Source organism: Klebsiella sp. GG_Kp173, assembly GCF_040062415.1.
Lineage (GTDB): Bacteria > Pseudomonadota > Gammaproteobacteria > Enterobacterales > Enterobacteriaceae > Klebsiella > Klebsiella quasipneumoniae.
This window is the reverse complement of record NZ_JBEAFZ010000085.1, coordinates 26,340-44,907: the sequence shown is the minus strand read 5'-3', so window position 1 is coordinate 44,907 and position 18,568 is coordinate 26,340. Positions and strand designations below refer to the sequence as shown.

Annotated in this window: 11 protein-coding genes; 3 read left to right on the top strand and 8 right to left on the bottom strand. The window is 58.0% G+C overall.

The window, feature by feature from the left end:
* The first annotated feature begins 254 nt into the window (after positions 1-254).
* Entirely contained in the window at positions 255-1,571 is a 1,317-nt protein-coding gene (gene gntT, locus ABLU50_RS20460; RefSeq protein ID WP_004202142.1) for a gluconate transporter, read from the top strand.
* A gap of 102 nt (positions 1,572-1,673) precedes the next feature.
* Here the strand turns inward: gntT and malQ are convergent, their stop codons facing one another.
* The gene (gene malQ / locus ABLU50_RS20455; RefSeq protein ID WP_087832499.1) at positions 1,674-3,767 is read right to left on the bottom strand and encodes a 4-alpha-glucanotransferase; all 2,094 of its coding nucleotides are present in this window, start codon (positions 3,765-3,767) and stop codon (positions 1,674-1,676) included.
* A gap of 10 nt (positions 3,768-3,777) precedes the next feature.
* Positions 3,778-6,168 (bottom strand): maltodextrin phosphorylase, encoded by a 2,391-nt coding sequence (malP, locus tag ABLU50_RS20450; protein ID WP_004202140.1) that lies wholly within the window; start codon positions 6,166-6,168, stop codon positions 3,778-3,780.
* A 624-nt stretch (positions 6,169-6,792) separates the two neighbouring features.
* On the opposite strand from malP, the gene malT reads away from it, so the two are divergent.
* Positions 6,793-9,498 (top strand): HTH-type transcriptional regulator MalT, encoded by a 2,706-nt coding sequence (gene malT, locus ABLU50_RS20445; protein WP_087832498.1) that lies wholly within the window; start codon positions 6,793-6,795, stop codon positions 9,496-9,498.
* Positions 9,499-9,513: 15 nt separating this feature from the next.
* On the opposite strand, the gene ABLU50_RS20440 is transcribed toward malT, so the two are convergent.
* The 3 genes from ABLU50_RS20440 to glpE are packed head-to-tail and all read right to left on the bottom strand — an operon-like array spanning position 9,514 to position 11,532.
* The gene (locus ABLU50_RS20440; protein WP_002920548.1) at positions 9,514-10,272 is read right to left on the bottom strand and encodes a DeoR/GlpR family transcriptional regulator; all 759 of its coding nucleotides are present in this window, start codon (positions 10,270-10,272) and stop codon (positions 9,514-9,516) included.
* Between the two features lie 49 nt (positions 10,273-10,321).
* A complete protein-coding gene (gene glpG / locus ABLU50_RS20435; protein ID WP_004151408.1) occupies positions 10,322-11,152 on the bottom strand; it encodes a rhomboid family intramembrane serine protease GlpG in 831 nt (276 codons plus the stop codon).
* A gap of 50 nt (positions 11,153-11,202) precedes the next feature.
* Complete coding sequence (gene glpE, locus ABLU50_RS20430; RefSeq protein ID WP_004202138.1) at positions 11,203-11,532, bottom strand: thiosulfate sulfurtransferase GlpE; 330 nt, start codon at positions 11,530-11,532, stop codon at positions 11,203-11,205.
* A gap of 204 nt (positions 11,533-11,736) precedes the next feature.
* Here glpE and glpD point away from each other — a divergent pair, with 204 nt between their 5' ends.
* The gene (gene glpD, locus ABLU50_RS20425; RefSeq protein WP_004202136.1) at positions 11,737-13,245 is read left to right on the top strand and encodes a glycerol-3-phosphate dehydrogenase; all 1,509 of its coding nucleotides are present in this window, start codon (positions 11,737-11,739) and stop codon (positions 13,243-13,245) included.
* 89 nt (positions 13,246-13,334) lie between these two features.
* Here the strand turns inward: glpD and glgP are convergent, their stop codons facing one another.
* The 3 genes from glgP to glgC are packed head-to-tail and all read right to left on the bottom strand — an operon-like array spanning position 13,335 to position 18,528.
* Entirely contained in the window at positions 13,335-15,782 is a 2,448-nt protein-coding gene (glgP, locus tag ABLU50_RS20420; RefSeq protein ID WP_004202135.1) for a glycogen phosphorylase, read from the bottom strand.
* A 17-nt stretch (positions 15,783-15,799) separates the two neighbouring features.
* Entirely contained in the window at positions 15,800-17,233 is a 1,434-nt protein-coding gene (glgA, locus tag ABLU50_RS20415; RefSeq protein WP_004202133.1) for a glycogen synthase GlgA, read from the bottom strand.
* On the bottom strand, positions 17,233-18,528 hold the full coding sequence (gene glgC, locus ABLU50_RS20410; RefSeq protein WP_002920566.1) for a glucose-1-phosphate adenylyltransferase: 1,296 nt from the start codon (positions 18,526-18,528) through the stop codon (positions 17,233-17,235). The genes glgA and glgC overlap by 1 nt, the downstream gene beginning before the upstream one ends.
* Between the last annotated feature and the right edge of the window lie 40 nt (positions 18,529-18,568).

Here is an 18,568-nt window from a genome sequence, read left to right as displayed (position 1 = left end):
GCAAAAACCGGGGAAAGAGTATGACTTAAGTCTCATATTTAACATTTTCCCCGGTCAGGTGATTCTCAACCCTCACATGTTACCCGTATCATCCACTTCAGGCACCACCGGCAAAAAAATAGCCAGCTATCCTTTCTCTGGGTAAGGATAATGCTAGCGTTTACGGTGCCAGACTATTTTGCTCCCTGACGGAGCGGATGCTCTACAGGTTCAAACTTTGACGTTACCCATAACAAATTAAGGCCAGGTAAATCATGCCATTAGTCATCGTTGCTATCGGGGTTGCCCTGTTATTGCTGTTAATGATCCGTTTCAAAATGAACGGCTTCATTGCGCTGGTTCTGGTGGCGCTCGCCGTCGGATTAATGCAGGGTATGCCACTGGATAAAGTGATCGTTTCCATCAAAAACGGCGTTGGCGGCACCCTTGGCAGCCTCGCGCTGATCATGGGCTTCGGCGCTATGCTCGGTAAGCTGCTGGCAGACTGCGGCGGCGCTCAGCGTATCGCCACCACGCTTATCAATAAGTTCGGTAAGAAGCATATTCAATGGGCGGTGGTCCTGACCGGCTTCACCGTCGGTTTCGCCCTGTTCTATGAAGTGGGCTTCGTACTGATGCTGCCGCTGGTGTTTACCATCGCCGCCTCGGCCCGTATTCCGCTGCTGTACGTCGGCGTACCGATGGCCGCCGCGCTCTCCGTCACCCATGGCTTCCTGCCGCCGCACCCGGGTCCGACCGCGATCGCCACCATCTTCCACGCCGATATGGGTAAGACGCTGCTCTATGGCACCATTCTGGCTATCCCGACGGTTATTCTCGCCGGCCCGGTTTTCGCCCGTTTCCTGAAAGGCATTGATAAGCCGATCCCGGAAGGCCTGCATAACCCGAAAGTGTTCACTGAAGAAGAGATGCCTGGCTTTGGCGTCAGCGTCTGGACCTCGCTGGTTCCGGTGATCCTGATGGCGATGCGCGCCGTGGCCGAGATGATCCTGCCGAAGGGCCACGCCTTCCTGCCGATTGCCGAATTCTTCGGCGACCCGGTCATGGCCACCCTGATTGCGGTACTGATCGCCCTGTTCACCTTCGGTTTGAACCGCGGCCGCTCCATGGAGCAGATCAACGATACCCTGACCTCTTCTATTAAAATCATCGCCATGATGCTGTTGATCATCGGCGGCGGCGGCGCCTTCAAACAGGTGCTGGTGGATAGCGGCATGGATAAATACATCGCTTCTATCATGCACGAATCGAATATGTCTCCGCTGTTTATGGCATGGTCCATCGCCGCGGTACTGCGTATCGCGCTGGGTTCGGCGACCGTTGCCGCCATCACCGCGGGCGGGATCGCCGCGCCGCTGATCGCCACCACCGGTGTCAGCCCGGAGCTGATGGTTATCGCGGTCGGCTCCGGCAGCGTTATCTTCTCCCACGTGAACGATCCGGGCTTCTGGCTGTTCAAAGAGTACTTTAACCTGACCATCGGCGAGACCATCAGGTCCTGGTCGGTACTGGAAACCATTATCTCGGTCTGCGGCCTGGTAGGCTGTCTGCTGCTGGGGATGGTGGTGTAAGGCCACTCCCGCCACAGAAAAAGGCCGGTCCGCATGATGCGGACCGGCCTTTTTTATCGGACATACTCTTCGCCGCGTAGAGGAGCGCGCGGCGGGGTGTCATCAGGAGGCGGCTTTTTTGCTCGCCGCCTTGCGCCGTTTATCCAGATCCTTAATCAGCTTATTGACCTGTTCATCGGCAAACATCTGCTCAAGGGTGACGGAAAGCTTCCGGCGCCAGTTCGGGTACTCGGTGCTGGTGCCCGGAATATTGACCGGCGACGCCATCTCCAGCCAGTCTTCCGGCTGCAGGCCCAGAAGGGCGCTGTTGCTGTCGGCAATATAACGTTGCATCCCCCGGTTGAGGATCCCCGTCATGCTCATCAGGGAGGCCTTATGGCCGGCACGCTTGGGCAGACAGCCGTACTTATGCAGCGCATCCAGCAGCCCTTGTTTCGCCAGCTCACGGTCCTGGTACAGCCCGCGCAGCACCACCTCATCAGGATAGAGACCCAGCGCTTTACCTAACGTCAGATCGCCGCTTTCCCAGTAGCCGCGGAGGGTGGGCAGGTCGTGCGTCGTCGCCACAGCCATTGATTGCTCCGGGTACAGCGCCGGCGCGCGGAACGTTTTCTCTGCATCGCTCTCAAAATAGAGCACCTTATAAGAATAGACGCCGCTGTTGCGTAACTTGCTGACGATCTCCACCGGTACCGTACCCAGATCTTCGCCGATCACCATGCAGCGATGACGCTGACTTTCCAGCGCCAGCAGCGACAGCAGATCGTCGACGGGATACTGAACGTAAGCGCCAAGGTCGGCGGTTTCACCATAGGGGATCCACCACAGACGCAGCACAGACATCACGTGATCGATGCGCAGCGCGCCGCAGTTCTGCATATTGGCGCGCAGCAGGTCGATAAACGGCTCATAGGCGCGAGCGGCAATAATATGCGGATCCATCGGCGGCAGGCCCCAGTTCTGGCCCAGCGGACCCAGAATATCCGGCGGCGCGCCCACGGACGCTTTCAGGCAGTACAGCTCACGGTCGCACCAGGTCTCCGACCCGCCTTCGGCGACGCCCACCGCCAGATCGCGGTAGAGGCCGATCGGCATCCCATCGCGCTGGCTGGTTTCCCAGCAGGCGGCAAACTGGCTCCAGGCCAGCCACTGCAGCCAGAGATAGAAACTGACGTCGTCCTCATGCTCGACGCAGAAGGCTTTCACCTCCGGGCTGTCGATATCCTGAAAGGCCTTCGGCCAGGCCGGCCAGCCCCAACGCAGCGGGTCCTGTTGAACCTGCCAGGCGTGCAGCGCATCGAAAGCGGCCTGCCAGTAAAGGCTTTCCCCTTCACGCAGAACAAACTCGCGGAACGCCGTCACCTGCTCATCTTCACGACGAGAGAATCGTTTCCACGCCATACGCAGCGCGGTCATTTTCAGCGTGGTGACCGCGGTATAGTCCACATCATCCGTTTGCCGCGCCGCCTGCAAGGCCTGCTGCGTCGCTGAGGACTGCCACCACGCCTGCGCCTCTTCGCTATGCTGGAAATCTTCAACCGCATTGACGTCGATGTAGATAACGTTCAGCCAGCGACGTGAAGACGGGCTATAGGGGCTGGCGCTCTCCGGGTTCGCCGGATAGAGGGCATGGATCGGGTTGAGACCAATAAACGACCCGCCGCGGCGGGCGATTTCCGGCAGCATGGCGCGCAGATCGCCAAAATCGCCGATCCCCCAGTTTTTCTCCGAACGCAGGGTATACAGCTGCACGCAGGTGCCCCACAGCTTTTTCCCCTCTTTCAGCGGCTGCGGCTCATAGCAGCGGGCCGGGGCGACGATGGTACGGCAGTGCCAGCGCTCCCCCTCCTGGGTGAGCGTCAGGGAGTGATACCCCTCCGGCAGTTTGGCCGGCAGCGGCAGCGTCTCGCCGCCGCGGGTTTTACCCTGATACTGCTTACCGTCCTCAGTGGTCAGGATCCACTGATACTCACCGCGTCCTGCCACCGGCAGCGACATTTTTTTGCCGTGGGTGAAGATCTTCACGTTCGGCAGCGGGTTAACCGCCACTTTCGTGGCGGCGGTTGAGCGATGCATCGCATCCAGTAGACGCTGTTTGGTGACAGCCGCGATAGACTGCGGCTTGCCGTGCGCGTTGATATAGCTGGGGCTGATGCCCGCCGCCAGCGCGGCATTATCGAGGCGTTTACTCTCCATAGGCCTTCCTTTAGCGTTTCGCCTGCCAGATACGTTGCTGATAATCGCGGATCGAGCGGTCGGAGCTGAACATGCCGCAGCGCGCGGTGTTGAGAATTGTCGCGCGGGTCCAGGCCTCCTGGTCGCGATACAGCTCATCTACCCGTTTTTGCGCCGCCACGTAGGCTTCGAAATCGGCCAGCACCAGATACGGGTCGCCGCCCTGCAGCAGGCTGTGCAGCATCTGGTCGAAGGCATGCTTGTCGCCGTTGCTATAGGTGCCGTTCTCCAGCTCCTTAAGCACCGCATCAAGCAGTTTGTCTTTTTTACGCCATTTCAGCGGATCGTAGCCTTTCGCTTTCAGGGCTTTCACTTCTTCTACCGTGTGGCCGAAGATAAAGATGTTCTCTTCACCGACCTGCTCGGCGATTTCCACGTTGGCGCCATCCAGCGTCCCGACGGTCAGCGCGCCATTCAGCGCCAGTTTCATGTTGCCGGTGCCAGAGGCTTCTTTGCCCGCGGTGGAGATCTGCTCGGAGATATCTGCCGCCGGGATCAGTTTTTCCGCAGCCGAAACACAGTAGTCCGGCAGGAAGACCACTTTCAGCTTATCGCCGACTTTCGGGTCGTTGTTGATCGCTTCCGCTACCTTGTTGATGGCGAAAATAATGTTCTTCGCCAGATAGTAGCCCGGCGCCGCTTTCGCGCCGAACAGGAAGACGCGCGGTACGCGATCGGCCTGCGGGTTTTCGCGGATCTCTTTGTACAGCGCAAGGATATGCAGCAGGTTGAGGTGCTGACGCTTGTACTCGTGCAGACGTTTGATCTGAATGTCGAAAATCGCCTGCGGGTTGATCTCAATCCCGGTACGCTGCTTCACAAACTCGGCCAGATGAACTTTGTTGGCCTGCTTAATATCGCGATAGGTCTGACGGAATGCCGCATCGTCAGCGTATTTTTCCAGATTGATCAGCTGGTCAAGGTCATTGGCCCACTCTTTTTTCAGCGTCTCATCCAGCAGCGTGGCCAGCGCCGGGTTGCACTGCTTGATCCAGCGGCGCGGTGTGATGCCGTTGGTCACGTTATGGAATTTGTTCGGCCACAGCTGGTTATATTCCGGGAACAGATCTTTCACCACCAGGTCCGAGTGCAGCGCCGCTACGCCGTTGACGGCAAAACCGCCCACCACGCACATGTTGGCCATCCGCACCTGCTTGTTATGCACCACCGCCAGTTTCGCCCAGACCTGCTTATCGCCCGGCCAGGTTTTGTCCACCAGCAGTTTAAAGCGGTCGTTAATCTCTTTAATGATCTGCATATGGCGCGGCAACAGCGCTTTCACCAGCTTCTCATCCCAGCACTCCAGCGCTTCCGGCATCAGGGTATGGTTGGTGTAAGCAAAGGTTTTGCTGGTGATCGCCCAGGCGTCATCCCAGCTCAACTGGTGCTCGTCGATCAGCACGCGCAGCAGCTCCGGGATGGCGATGGTCGGGTGCGTATCGTTCAGCTGGATCACTTCGTAATCCGCCAGCTCGGCCAGCTTGCGGCCTGCCAGATGATGACGACGCAGGATATCGGCCACTGAGCAGGCACACTGGAAGTACTGCTGCATCAGGCGCAGTTTTTTACCGGCCTGATGGTTGTCGTTCGGGTACAGCACCTTGGTCAGTTTTTCCGCGTCGATGCCCTGCTGCTCGGCGCGCAGGAAATCGCCGTCGTTGAATTTGGTCAGGTTAAACGGATGAGCGTGTTTGGCCTGCCACAGACGCAGCGGCTGGGCGACGTTGTTGCGATAGCCTAGCACCGGCAGGTCCCAGGCTTCGCCGGTAATGACGAACGCCGGCTGCCACTCGCCGTTTTTACTGACTTTGCCGCCGATACCGACCTGGACATCCAGCGCGTCGTTATGGCGGAACCACGGGTAGCTGCTGCGGCCCCAGTCGTCCGGAGCTTCCTTCTGCTGGCCGTCGTCAAAGGACTGGCGGAACAGACCATACTGGTAATTGAGGCCGTAACCGGTCGCCGACTGCCCCACGGTCGCCATGGAGTCGAGGAAGCAGGCTGCCAGACGGCCCAGGCCGCCGTTACCCAGCGCCGGGTCGGTCTCTTCTTCCAGCAGATCGGTGAGGTTGACGTCATAGCCTTTCAGCGCGTCGCTCACGCCCTCGTACCAGCCCAGGTTGAGCAGGTTGTTGCCGGTCAGGCGGCCAATCAGAAACTCCATCGAGATGTAGTTAACGTGACGCTGTCCTTGCGCTGGTTTTGCCACCGGCTGCGCCGACAGAAGTTCCGCCAGCGCTCCGCTGACGGCGCGCCACCATTGACGCTGCGTCATCTCGGAAGCGGACTGTAAACCAAAACGCTGCCACTGACGCGTCAGTGCAGCCTGAAACTGAGCTTTGTTAAATGAAGTCTGTGACATAATGAGATCCGGGTCCTTTACTAAAACGATGGCGCTAGTGTGCCGACCTCCCGATTCATCGTCCTCATCCCGACGGGGATTAGACAGGGAGGAGTGCCGGGGATGAGCGAAAAGTGTGATCCTGACCACTATAGTGTGGGTGAGAAGGCCAAAATATGCTGTAAAAATCACCGCAGTATGACAGTCGAGATGCCATTTCTGCCGACCAAAAATTTGTTACAGGCCAATACGCGGCAAAAATTTTCCCGCCCTTCGCAGGGTTATTAAAAAAATAAATAGAGACCTCCGGGAAAATAAGCACATTTCATCACATTAACCCGCAAAAAAGATTACTTCTAAGAAATCACTGACAATAATTTAATAAAAACAAACAACTACTTCAGACATAAAATTAATCTCTCCCCGCTCCGCTCACCACCGGCTAAAAACCGCTAATGACGAGCCCTGCCTGCGATTTTTCCCCATTCGCAACCAATGTCGAAATTTGTGACATAGAGCAAATTCAAGAGCATAAACTTCGGACATAACTTGCAATAAATTTCATAATCACCGACCTTATTAGATATTAATTACGAAGCGCAAAAAAAATCGCAACCTCTCTCTTGCACAGCGAAATGTAGAACTATGTTGATTCCGTCCAAATTAAGTCGTCCGGTCCGCCTTGAACACACCGTGGTTCGTGAGCGTTTACTGGCGAAACTTTCCGGCGCGAACAATTATCGTCTCGTGCTGATCACCAGTCCTGCCGGGTACGGTAAAACAACGCTCATTTCTCAGTGGGCCGCAGGTAAAAACGATCTTGGGTGGTTTTCGCTGGACGAAGGCGACAACCAGCAGGAGCGTTTTGCCAGTTATCTGATCGCGGCGATCCAGCAGGCCACCGGCAACCACTGCGCGGCCAGTGAAGCGATGGTGCAAAAGCGCCAGTACGCCAGCCTCTCCTCTCTTTTTGCGCAGCTGTTTATTGAACTCGCCGACTGGCAGCGCCCGCTGTACCTCGTCATTGATGATTACCATCTGATCAATAATCCGGTGATCCATGACGCGATGCGCTTTTTCCTCCGCCATCAGCCGGAGAATATGACCCTCGTGGTCCTGTCGCGGAACCTGCCGCAGCTGGGGATTGCCAACCTGCGCGTCCGCGATCAGCTGCTGGAGATTGGCAGCCAGCAGCTGGCCTTTACCCACCAGGAAGCGAAACAATTTTTCGACTGCCGTCTGACGTCGCCTATCGAAGCCGACGACAGCAGCCGGCTGTGCGACGACGTCGCCGGGTGGGCCACCGCGCTGCAGCTCATCGCCCTCTCCGCCCGCCAGAATAACTCCTCCGCCCAACACTCCGCCCGCCGACTCGCCGGGATTAACGCCAGCCATCTGTCGGATTATCTGGTGGATGAAGTGCTGGATAACGTCGACGCCCGCACGCGCAACTTTTTGCTGAAGAGTTCGCTGCTGCGCTCAATGAACGACGCGTTAATCGTTCGCGTCACCGGCGAAGAGAATGGCCAGATGCAGCTGGAGGAGATCGAACGTCAGGGGCTGTTCCTGCAGCGGATGGATGATTCCGGCGAATGGTTCCGCTATCACCCGCTGTTTGGCAGTTTCCTGCGCCAGCGCTGTCAGTGGGAGCTGGCGGTTGAACTGCCGGAGATCCACCGCGCCGCGGCGGAGAGCTGGATGGCGCAAGGCTTCCCCAGCGAGGCTATCCACCATGCGCTGGCGGCCGGCGATGCCAAAATGCTGCGCGATATCTTGCTCAATCACGCCTGGGGCATGTTTAACCATAGCGAACTGGGTCTGCTGGAGCAGTCGCTGTCGGCGCTGCCCTGGTCAAATCTGCTGGAAAATCCACGCCTGATCCTGCTGCAGGCCTGGCTGATGCAGAGCCAGCATCGCTACAGCGAAGTCAACACCCTGCTGGCGCGCGCCGAACAGGAGATGAGCGTCGAAATGGATACCGCGATGCATGGCGACTTTAACGCCCTGCGCGCGCAGGTGGCGATTAACGACGGCGACCAGGACGAAGCGGAACGTCTGTCGATGGTGGCTCTGGAAGAGCTGCCGCTGGCCAACTATTACAGCCGCATCGTCGCCACCTCGGTACATGGCGAAGTCCTCCACTGTAAGGGTAAACTGACCAAATCTCTCGCCGTGATGCAGCAGACCGAACAGATGGCCCGCCGTCACGACGTGTGGCATTACGCCCTGTGGAGCATCATTCAGCAAAGCGAAATTCTGTTCGCCCAGGGCTTCCTGCAGGCCGCCTGGGAGAGCCAGGAGAAAGCCTTTCAGCTGGTACGCGAACAGCATCTTGAGCAGTTGCCGATGCATGAGTTCCTGTTGCGCATCCGCTCTCAGCTGCTGTGGGCATGGGCGCGCCTCGACGAAGCTGAAGCCTGCGCCCGTCAGGGGATGGAGGTCCTCTCAACTTATCAACCACAGCAGCAGCTACAGTGCCTGGCGCTCATGGTGCAATGCTCGCTGGCGCGCGGCGATCTGGATAATGCCCGCAGCCACCTGAACCGACTGGAAAACCTGCTCGGTAATGGTCACTATCACAGCGACTGGGTCTCCAACGCCGACAAGGTGCGGGTGATCTACTGGCAGATGACCGGCGATAAAACCGCGGCGGCCAACTGGCTGCGCCAGACGCCGAAGCCGGAATTCGCCAATAACCACTTCCTGCAGAGCCAATGGCGCAATATTGCCCGCGCGCAGATCCTGCTGGGCGATTTCGAACCCGCGGAAATGGTGCTGGAAGAGCTGAACGAAAATGCGCGTTCGCTGCGTTTGATGAGCGATCTCAACCGCAACCTGCTGCTGCTCAACCAGCTGTACTGGCAGGCAGGACGCAAGAGCGAAGCGCAGAAAGCCCTGCTGGAAGCCCTGACGCTCGCCAACCGCACCGGCTTTATCAACCACTTTGTGATTGAAGGCGAGGCGATGGCCCAGCAGCTGCGCCAGCTGATCCAGCTGAACACCCTGCCGGAGCTGGAGCAGCATCGCGCCCAGCGTATTCTGCGCGACATCAACCAACATCATCGCCACAAATTCGCCCACTTTGACGAAGGGTTCGTCGAGCGGCTGCTGAATCACCCGGAGGTGCCGGAGCTTATCCGCACCAGCCCGCTGACCCAGCGCGAATGGCAGGTGCTTGGCTTAATCTATTCCGGCTACAGCAACGAGCAGATTGCCGGCGAGCTTGACGTGGCGGCTACCACCATCAAGACCCACATTCGCAATCTGTATCAGAAACTGGGCGTCGCCCACCGTCAGGACGCGGTGCTGCATGCCCAGCAGTTGCTTAAGATGATGGGATACGGCGTCTGACGACGCCGTTGCCGTTTAGCACAGCTCGAGCTGGAGGTTGTTATCGGTAATGACCTTCAGCACGCCCGCCGGGGGCAGCACGTCGGTATAGACCGCATCGACCATGCTGATGCTGCCCATGTTGACCATCGCGTTACGGCCAAACTTAGTATGGTCCACCACCAGCATCACGTGGCGTGAATTCTCAATGATCGCGCGCTTGGTGCGCACTTCATGATAATCAAACTCCAGCAGCGAGCCATCGCTGTCGACGCCGCTGATGCCGAGAATGCCGAAGTCGAGACGGAACTGCGAGATAAAGTCGAGGGTAGCTTCTCCAATGATCCCGCCGTCGCGGCTGCGCAGTTCGCCGCCGGCGAGAATAATGCGGAAGTCCTCTTTCACCATCAGCGTGTTGGCGACGTTAAGGTTATTGGTCACAATCCGCAGATCGTTGTGATCGAGCAGGGCGTGCGCCACCGCTTCCGGCGTGGTGCCGATATCGATAAACAGCGTCGCCCCGTCCGGGATCTCGCTGGCCACCCGCCGGGCGATACGCTCTTTCTCCGCCGTCTGGGTCGCTTTGCGATCGTGCCAGGAGGTGTTCACCGAGCTGGAGGGCAGCGCCGCGCCGCCGTGGTGGCGGAGGATCATTTTCTGTTCGGCTAAATCGTTCAGGTCGCGGCGGATGGTCTGCGGGCTGACCGCAAACTGCTCAACCAGCTCTTCCGTGCTAACGTAACCCTGTTTTTTTACCAGCTCGATAATGGCGTCATGACGTTGTGTTTGTTTCATGAAATATCCCTGGAAAAATGTCGCCTACCCGACCCCTGTCGGTAAGTCTTTATGCGCGTTTTCGCCCATGCAAGGTATCGACAAACGCCATCGCCAGACCGGTCGCCAGACCAGCCACGTGCGCGCCGTTGGCGATCGCCATGCCGAAAACATCAAACCAGCCAGCAATTAACCACACTAAAGAGAAGAGTATTAACCCGCGCTGCAGATAAATACCGCTCTGCGGATCGCGCTCGCCCCGCAGCCAGACATAGCCCATCAGCGCGTAGACCACGCCCGACAGGCCGCCAAACCACGGGCCGCTAAACTGGTGCTGCACAAAGCCGCTCAGCAGGGCGCTGATGACGGTGATCACCACCAGCTTGCCGCTGCCGATGCGCTTTTCCACCGCGCCGCCGAGATACCACCACCATAGCAGGTTGAAGAGAATATGCATCAGCGAGAAATGCATGAAAGCATGGCTGAAATAGCGCCAGGCTTCGAACTGCAGCGAAGGATCGTAGGGCCAGGCCAGCCAAATCATCACCGGCTGATCGCCCAGCAGATTTTGCAGGATGAACACCGCGATGCAGATTAGCAGAATCGCCCAGGTGAACGGGCCGGCGTTATGCCGCAGCGTGGCAAAGAAAGGAAAGCGCTGATAGCGCAACCCGCTATTGGTCTGTCCGGACTGCCAGCTCGCCGCCAGATAGCGCGGGTCCGCCGGGTTTTCGAGAAAACGCGCCAGCTCAGCCCTGACGCGCCCGGCCTGGCTCTCATCAGCCAACCAGACGTCGCTCTGGGTGTGCTGCTGGATAGTCAGGATAATCCCCTGCGTCGCCATATAATCGACAAACGCCTGGGCCACGCGCGGGTTGGCAAAAGAGGTAATCATTAACATGCAGCGAATCGCTTATTCCACACAAAGGGAGATAGTATACCTGCCAGTCGTTAAAACGTCCCGTGCGCCACTTCCGCCGGGAAATGGCGATGCCAGGCGTCGAACCCGCCGTCAACGCTGTAGACCTTATCAAACCCCTGCTGCAGCAGATACTGCGCGGCGCCCTTGCTGCTGTTGCCGTGATAGCACATCACCATCACCGCCGTGTCAAAGTCGTGGTCACGCATAAACGCGCCCAGCGTATCGTTGGTCAGATGAAACGCGCCCGGCGTATGGCCCATCGCATAGCTTTGCGGATCGCGGATATCGACCAAAACCGCCGTCTGCTGATGCAGTTTCTGGTGCGCTTCTTCAACGTTGATACATTCAAACTGTTCCATGGTTCTCTTCTCTTTCTCGTCATGACGGGCGATGGCCGGCCCAATTTTACCCTGTAGTGTACCGTCAGGCGGTAAAGAAACGCCAATATGTTACACCCATCACTCCAAAATGTTTTTTTGATGTTACCAAAAGCGCGTTTGTTTGCTATAGTGAGCGATATCGAGCATTTGTGAGCTTAAACGAAAGTGTGAGAGGGTAAGAACGTGGAAACCAAAGATCTGATTGTGATAGGCGGAGGCATCAACGGTGCCGGTATCGCGGCAGATGCCGCCGGGCGTGGTTTATCCGTACTGATGCTGGAAGCGCGCGATCTCGCCTGCGCCACCTCCAGCGCCAGTTCCAAACTGATCCACGGCGGGCTACGCTACCTCGAACACTATGAGTTCCGCCTGGTCAGCGAAGCGCTGGCCGAACGCGAAGTGCTGTTAAAAATGGCCCCGCATATCGCCTTCCCGATGCGCTTTCGTCTCCCGCATCGCCCGCATCTGCGTCCGGCATGGATGATCCGTATCGGCTTGTTTATGTACGATCATCTGGGCAAACGCACCAGCCTGCCGGGATCCACCGGCTTGCGTTTTGGCGCAGAATCGGTACTTAAGCCGGAAATTGTGCGCGGTTTCGAATATTCCGACTGCTGGGTCGACGATGCCCGCCTGGTGCTGGCCAACGCGCAGATGGTCGTCCGCAAAGGCGGCGAAGTACGCACCCGCACTCGCGCCATCTCGGCAAAACGAGAGAATGGCCTGTGGGTGGTGGAAGCGGAAGATATTGATAGCGGCGAGAAGTTTACCTGGAAGGCGCGCGGTCTGGTCAATGCCACCGGTCCATGGGTCAAACAGTTCTTCGACGAAGGGATGCATCTGCGCTCGCCTTACGGTATCCGCCTGATTAAGGGCAGCCACATCGTGGTGCCGCGGGTACATACCCAGAAGCAGGCCTACATTCTGCAAAACGAAGATAAACGTATTGTGTTTGTTATCCCGTGGATGGATGAGTTCTCGATCATCGGCACGACGGACGTCGAGTATAAGGGCGATCCGAAAGCGGTGGCCATTGATGATAAAGAGATTAACTACCTGCTGAACGTCTATAACGCGCACTTTAAAAAAACCCTCAGCCGGGACGATATCGTCTGGACCTACTCCGGCGTCCGTCCGCTGTGCGACGACGAGTCGGATTCGCCGCAGGCGATCACCCGCGACTACACGCTGGATATTCACGATGAGAACGGCCAGGCGCCGCTGCTCTCCGTCTTCGGCGGGAAGCTGACCACCTATCGCAAACTGGCCGAGCACGCGCTGGAAAAACTGACCCCTTATTACAAAGGGATCGGCCCGGCATGGACCAAAACCGCGGTGCTCCCCGGCGGCGATATTGGCGGCGACCGCGACGACTACGCGGCAAAACTGCGCCGTCGCTTCCCGTTCATCAGCGAATCACTGGCCCGCCATTATGCCCGCACCTACGGGAGCAACAGCGAGTGGATCCTGAAGGAAGCCAGCGCCCTGAGCGATCTGGGAGAAGATTTTGGCCATGAGTTTTATGAAGCCGAGCTGAAGTATCTGGTGGAGCATGAATGGGTGCGCAGCCTGGATGACGCCATCTGGCGCCGTACCAAACAGGGCATGTGGCTGAATGGCGAGCAGCAGGCGCGCATCAGCGAATGGCTGGCGCAGCATGCGGGAAAGTCTGAGCTGTCGTTAGCGTCGTAACGCTGCCCGGCGGAAACGCCTGAGGCCAGGTTCAACCGCAATAATCAAACAACGGGGCCAAATGGCCCCGTTGTGTTGCGTTGACTGGCTTACAGCCTTACCGGGTCGATATGCCAGATATATTTCGCGTACTCCTGGATCGTCCGGTCGGAAGAGAAGTAGCCCATGTTGGCAATATTCAGCATCGCCTTATAGGCCCACTCTTCCGGATGTTGATACAGCTCGTCGACGCGATCCTGGCAGTCCACATAGCTGCGATAGTCCGCCAGCACCTGGTAGTGATCGCCAAAGTTAATCAGCGAATCCAGCAGGTCGCGGTAGCGCCCCGGTTCCGACGGGCTGAAAACGCCGGTACCGATCTGGGTCAGCGCCTGGTGAAGCTCTTCATCCTGTTCGTAGTATTCGCGTGGTTTATAGCCGCTGCGACGCAGCTCCTCCACCTCTTCCGCGGTGTTACCGAAGATAAAGATATTCTCTTCGCCCACGTGCTCCTGCATCTCCACGTTCGCCCCGTCGAGGGTGCCGATAGTCAGCGCGCCGTTAAGGGCAAACTTCATATTACTGGTGCCGGAAGCTTCCGTGCCTGCGAGGGAGATCTGTTCCGACAGGTCTGCTGCCGGAATGATCAGCTGCGCCAGGCTGACGCTGTAGTTGGGGATAAAGACCACCTTCAGCTTGTCGCCAATCTGCGGATCGTTATTGATTACCGCTGCCACATCGTTGATCAGGTGAATAATATGCTTGGCCATGTAGTAGGCTGAAGCCGCCTTACCGGCGAAAATATTCACCCGCGGCACCCACTCGGCCTGCGGATCGGCTTTGATCCGGTTATAGCGGGTAATAACGTGCAGCACATTCATCAGCTGGCGTTTGTACTCGTGAATGCGTTTGATCTGCACATCAAACAGCGCCTTCGGATTCACCACCACATTGAGCTGCTGCGCAATATAGCTGGCCAGCCGCTGTTTGTTTTCCAGTTTAGCCTGACGCACTGCCTGGTTGACCGTCGGATAGTCGATATGCTGCTTCAGCTCGTCAAGCTGGCTCAGATCGGTCCGCCAGGTGCGGCCGATATGCTCATCCAGCACTTTCGACAGCGGCGGGTTGGCCAGCGCCAGCCAGCGGCGCGGCGTGACGCCGTTGGTCACGTTGGTAAAGCGCATCGGGAAAATTTTAGCGAATTCGGCAAACAGCGACTCCACCATCAACCGGGAATGGAGCTCCGACACCCCGTTGACTTTGTGGCTGACCACCACCGCCAGCCAGGCCATCCGCACGCGACGGCCGTTGGACTCGTCAATGATCGAGGTACGGCTGAGCAGCGCGGTATCGTTGGGATACTGCTCCTGCAGGGTCTTGAGAAAGTAGTCGTTAATCTCAAAGATAATCTGCAGATGGCGCGGGAGAATTTTACCCAGCATATCCACCGGCCAGGTCTCGAGCGCTTCGCTCATCAGGGTATGGTTGGTATAGGAGAAGACCTGGCAGGTCACCTCGAACGCCTCGTCCCAGCTGAATTTATGCTCATCGATAAGCAGACGCATCAGCTCCGGTATCGATAGCACCGGGTGGGTATCATTCAGATGAATGGCAATCTTGTCCGCCAGGTTGTCATAGGTCTTATGCAACATGTAATGGCGGCTCAGGATATCCTGCACCGTGGCCGAGACGAGAAAATACTCCTGGCGTAGGCGCAGCTCGCGGCCGGAGTAGGTTGAGTCGTCCGGATAGAGCACGCGGGAGACGTTTTCGGAGTGGTTCTTATCCTCTACCGCGGCGAAATAGTCACCCTGGTTGAACTTACCGAGGTTTATTTCGCTACTGGCCTGTGCGCTCCACAGACGCAGCGTGTTGGTGGCGTCAGTGTCAAAGCCGGGGATAATCTGGTCGTAGGCTTCGGCGATGATCTCTTCCGTCTCAATCCAACGGGTTTTCTTCCCCTCCTGCTGAATGCGGCCGCCGAAGCGCACTTTATAGCGGGTATTGTGGCGCTCAAACTCCCACGGGTTACCGTACTCCAGCCAATAGTCAGGGGACTCTTTTTGCCGGCCATCGACGATATTCTGTTTAAACATCCCGTAGTCGTAGCGGATCCCATAGCCGCGTCCCGGCAGGCCTAGCGCCGCCAGGGAGTCAAGGAAGCAGGCCGCCAGGCGGCCCAGACCGCCGTTGCCAAGCCCGGGGTCGTTCTCTTCATCGATCAGCTCTTCGAGATCGAGCCCCATCTCCGCCAGCGCGCTGCTCACATCGTCATAGATGCCGAGCGACAGCAGGGCATTCGAGAGGGTACGGCCGATCAGGAACTCCATCGACAGATAGTATACCTGGCGCACTTCCTGCGAGAGCTGCGCGCGGTTGGAGCGCAACCAGCGCTCCACCATGCGATCGCGAACGGCAAACAGCGTGGCGTTAAGCCATTCATGCTTGTTGGCGATGGCCGGATCTTTGCCGATGATAAACATCAGCTTATAGGCAATAGAATGCTTTAACGCCTCAACGCTCAGCGTCGGTGATGCATAGCTAAAGGGTACATTCATAACAATGACTCCAGTGGTTACATCAAGCGTTGATAAAGTTCGCGATAGGAGTTCGCGGCAACCTGCCAGCTAAAATCCATATTCATCGCCTGACGCTGCACATAGCGCCAGAGCGATGGGCGCGACCAGAGGACAAAGGCGCGACGAATAGCGCGCAGCAATGACAGCGCATTGCTGTCCTCAAAGACAAAACCTGTCGCCAGACCATCGGCAAGGTTCTCCAGCGAACTGTCTGAGACCGTGTCCGCCAGACCGCCGGTGCGGCGCACCAGCGGCAGCGTACCGTACTTCAGACCGTACAGCTGGGTCAGGCCGCAGGGTTCAAAGCGGCTCGGGACCAGAATGACGTCGGCGCCCCCCATAATGCGGTGGGAGAAGGCCTCATGGTAGCCAATCTGCACGCCCACTTTGCCTGGATGTTCGGCGGCGGCGGCGAGGAACCCTTCCTGCAGCACCGGATCGCCGGCGCCCAGCAGCGCCAGCTGGCCGCCCTGCTCAAGCAGGCCCGGCAGCGCTTCGAGCACCAGATCCAGCCCTTTCTGGCTGGTGAGACGGCTAACGACAGCAAACAGCGGCGCTTTATCATCGACCTTCAGGCCCATGGCGATCTGCAGCTGACGCTTGTTCTCCGCCTTCTCCTCCAGCGTGTCGCGATCGTAGCGCATCGGCAGCAGGAGGTCGTTTTGCGGGCTCCAGATACCGTCGTCAACGCCGTTGAGAATTCCCGACAGCCGCCCTTCATGATGGCGCTGACGCAGCAGCCCCTCCATGCCGTAGGCGTACTGCGGCTCGGTGATCTCGCGCGCGTAGGTCGGGCTCACCGCCGTAATATGATCGGCGTAGTAAAGACCGGCCTTCAGAAACGAGATCTGGCCGTTAAACTCGAGGCCATGCATGTTGTAAAACGACCACGGCAGTTCGATATCATTCATATGCCAGGAGTAAAACATCCCCTGGTACGCTAGGTTATGCACGGTAAAGACCGATTTAGCCGGGCGGCCGCGCGCCGCCAGGTAGGCCGGCGTCAGGCCGGCGTGCCAGTCGTGGGCATGGACCACATCCGGACGCCAGAATGGATCCAGTCCGCTGGCCATTTCGCTTCCCACCCAGCCCAGCAGCGCAAAGCGCAGAACGTTGTCGGTATAAGCGTGCTGGTTGGTATCGTGGTAAGGGCTCCCCGGCCGGTCATAGAGATGCGGGGCGTCTATCAGATAGATCCCCACGCCGTTAAAGTGGCCGTACAGCAGCGTGATCCGCCCGGCGAACGTATCCCGGCGGGTCACCACCTGGGCATCCACCACGCCGCGGCGGATATCAGGAAACGCCGGCAACAGCACACGCGTATCGATACCCTCCGCGATTTGCGCCGCCGGCAGCGCGCCGATGACGTCCGCCAGACCGCCCGTCTTTAACAGCGGGAACATCTCAGAACATACATGTAAGACCTGCATTAGCGCTCCTGTTTGTGCCCCAATTTCCGCAGCATGTCGCGGGTCACCAGCACGATACCTTCCTCTGAGCGATAGAAGCGGCGTGCATCCTCTTCCGCGTTCTCACCAATCACCATACCTTCCGGGATGACGCAGGCGCGGTCAATCACGCAGCGACGCAGGCGGCATGAGCGCCCCACCCAGACATCTGGCAACAAGACTGCCGAATCAATGTTACAGAATGAGTTCACCCGCACGCGCGGGAACAGCACCGACTGCACCACCACCGACCCTGAGATAATGCACCCCCCGGAAACCAGCGAGTTCAGGGTCATGCCGTGGCTACCGGAGCGGTCCTGCACGAACTTCGCCGGCGGCAGCGATTCCATATGGGTACGGATCGGCCAGTTCTGGTCGTACATATCCAGCTCCGGCGTGACTGACGCCAGATCGAGGTTGGCCTTCCAGTAGGCTTCCAGCGTCCCCACGTCGCGCCAGTACGGCTCGGCGTTCGGGTCGGACTGCACGCAGGAGAGCGGGAAAGGATGTGCATAAGCCATGCCAGCTTCAGTGATCTTCGGAATGATGTCTTTGCCGAAATCATGGCTGGAGTTCTCGTTGCGATCGTCTTCTTCCAGCAGCTCATAAAGATAGGCGGCGTCAAAGACATAAATGCCCATGCTGGCCAGCGATTTGGTCGGATCGGTCGGCATCGCCGGCGGGTTGGCGGGTTTCTCGACAAACTCAATGATCTTTTCGTTTTCGTCGACCGCCATGACGCCGAAGGCGGATGCCTCTTCAATGGGCACCGGCATGCAGGCCACGGTGCAACGCGCCCCTTTTTCGACATGGTCGATCAGCATGCGCGAGTAGTCCTGCTTATAAATATGGTCGCCCGCGAGGATCACCACGTACTCGGCCTTGTAGCGGCTGATGATATCCAGGTTCTGCGTCACCGCATCCGCCGTGCCGCGATACCAGTTTTCGCCGTGTACGCGCTGTTGAGCCGGCAGCAGATCGACAAACTCGTTCATCTCTTCGCTGAAGAAAGACCAGCCGCGCTGGATGTGCTGCACCAGCGTATGCGACTGATACTGGGTAATAACGCCGATGCGGCGGATCCCTGAGTTAATGCAGTTAGATAATGCGAAATCGATAATACGGAACTTGCCGCCGAAGTGAACGGCAGGTTTCGCACGCTTAATGGTGAGATCCTTAAGCCGGGTGCCACGGCCGCCCGCGAGGATCAACGCCACGGATTTGATGGGTAATTGACGCGCCAGCATCAGCGGATCGTTTTTTTCAAGCCTAACCATGATTAACTCCTTTTTACACCCCCGCTTTCCTGCTCATCCC

Excerpts from the sequence above, each read along its gene's own strand:
- gntT (WP_004202142.1), top strand. The coding sequence starts at position 255 with ATGCCATTAGTCATCGTTGCTATCGGGGTTGCCCTGTTATTGCTGTTA.
- malQ (WP_087832499.1), bottom strand. The coding sequence starts at position 3,767 with ATGGAGAGTAAACGCCTCGATAATGCCGCGCTGGCGGCGGGCATCAGC.
- malP (WP_004202140.1), bottom strand. The coding sequence starts at position 6,168 with ATGTCACAGACTTCATTTAACAAAGCTCAGTTTCAGGCTGCACTGACG.
- malT (WP_087832498.1), top strand. The coding sequence starts at position 6,793 with ATGTTGATTCCGTCCAAATTAAGTCGTCCGGTCCGCCTTGAACACACC.
- ABLU50_RS20440 (WP_002920548.1), bottom strand. The coding sequence starts at position 10,272 with ATGAAACAAACACAACGTCATGACGCCATTATCGAGCTGGTAAAAAAA.
- glpG (WP_004151408.1), bottom strand. The coding sequence starts at position 11,152 with ATGTTAATGATTACCTCTTTTGCCAACCCGCGCGTGGCCCAGGCGTTT.
- glpE (WP_004202138.1), bottom strand. The coding sequence starts at position 11,532 with ATGGAACAGTTTGAATGTATCAACGTTGAAGAAGCGCACCAGAAACTG.
- glgP (WP_004202135.1), bottom strand. The coding sequence starts at position 15,782 with ATGAATGTACCCTTTAGCTATGCATCACCGACGCTGAGCGTTGAGGCG.
- glgA (WP_004202133.1), bottom strand. The coding sequence starts at position 17,233 with ATGCAGGTCTTACATGTATGTTCTGAGATGTTCCCGCTGTTAAAGACG.
- glgC (WP_002920566.1), bottom strand. The coding sequence starts at position 18,528 with ATGGTTAGGCTTGAAAAAAACGATCCGCTGATGCTGGCGCGTCAATTA.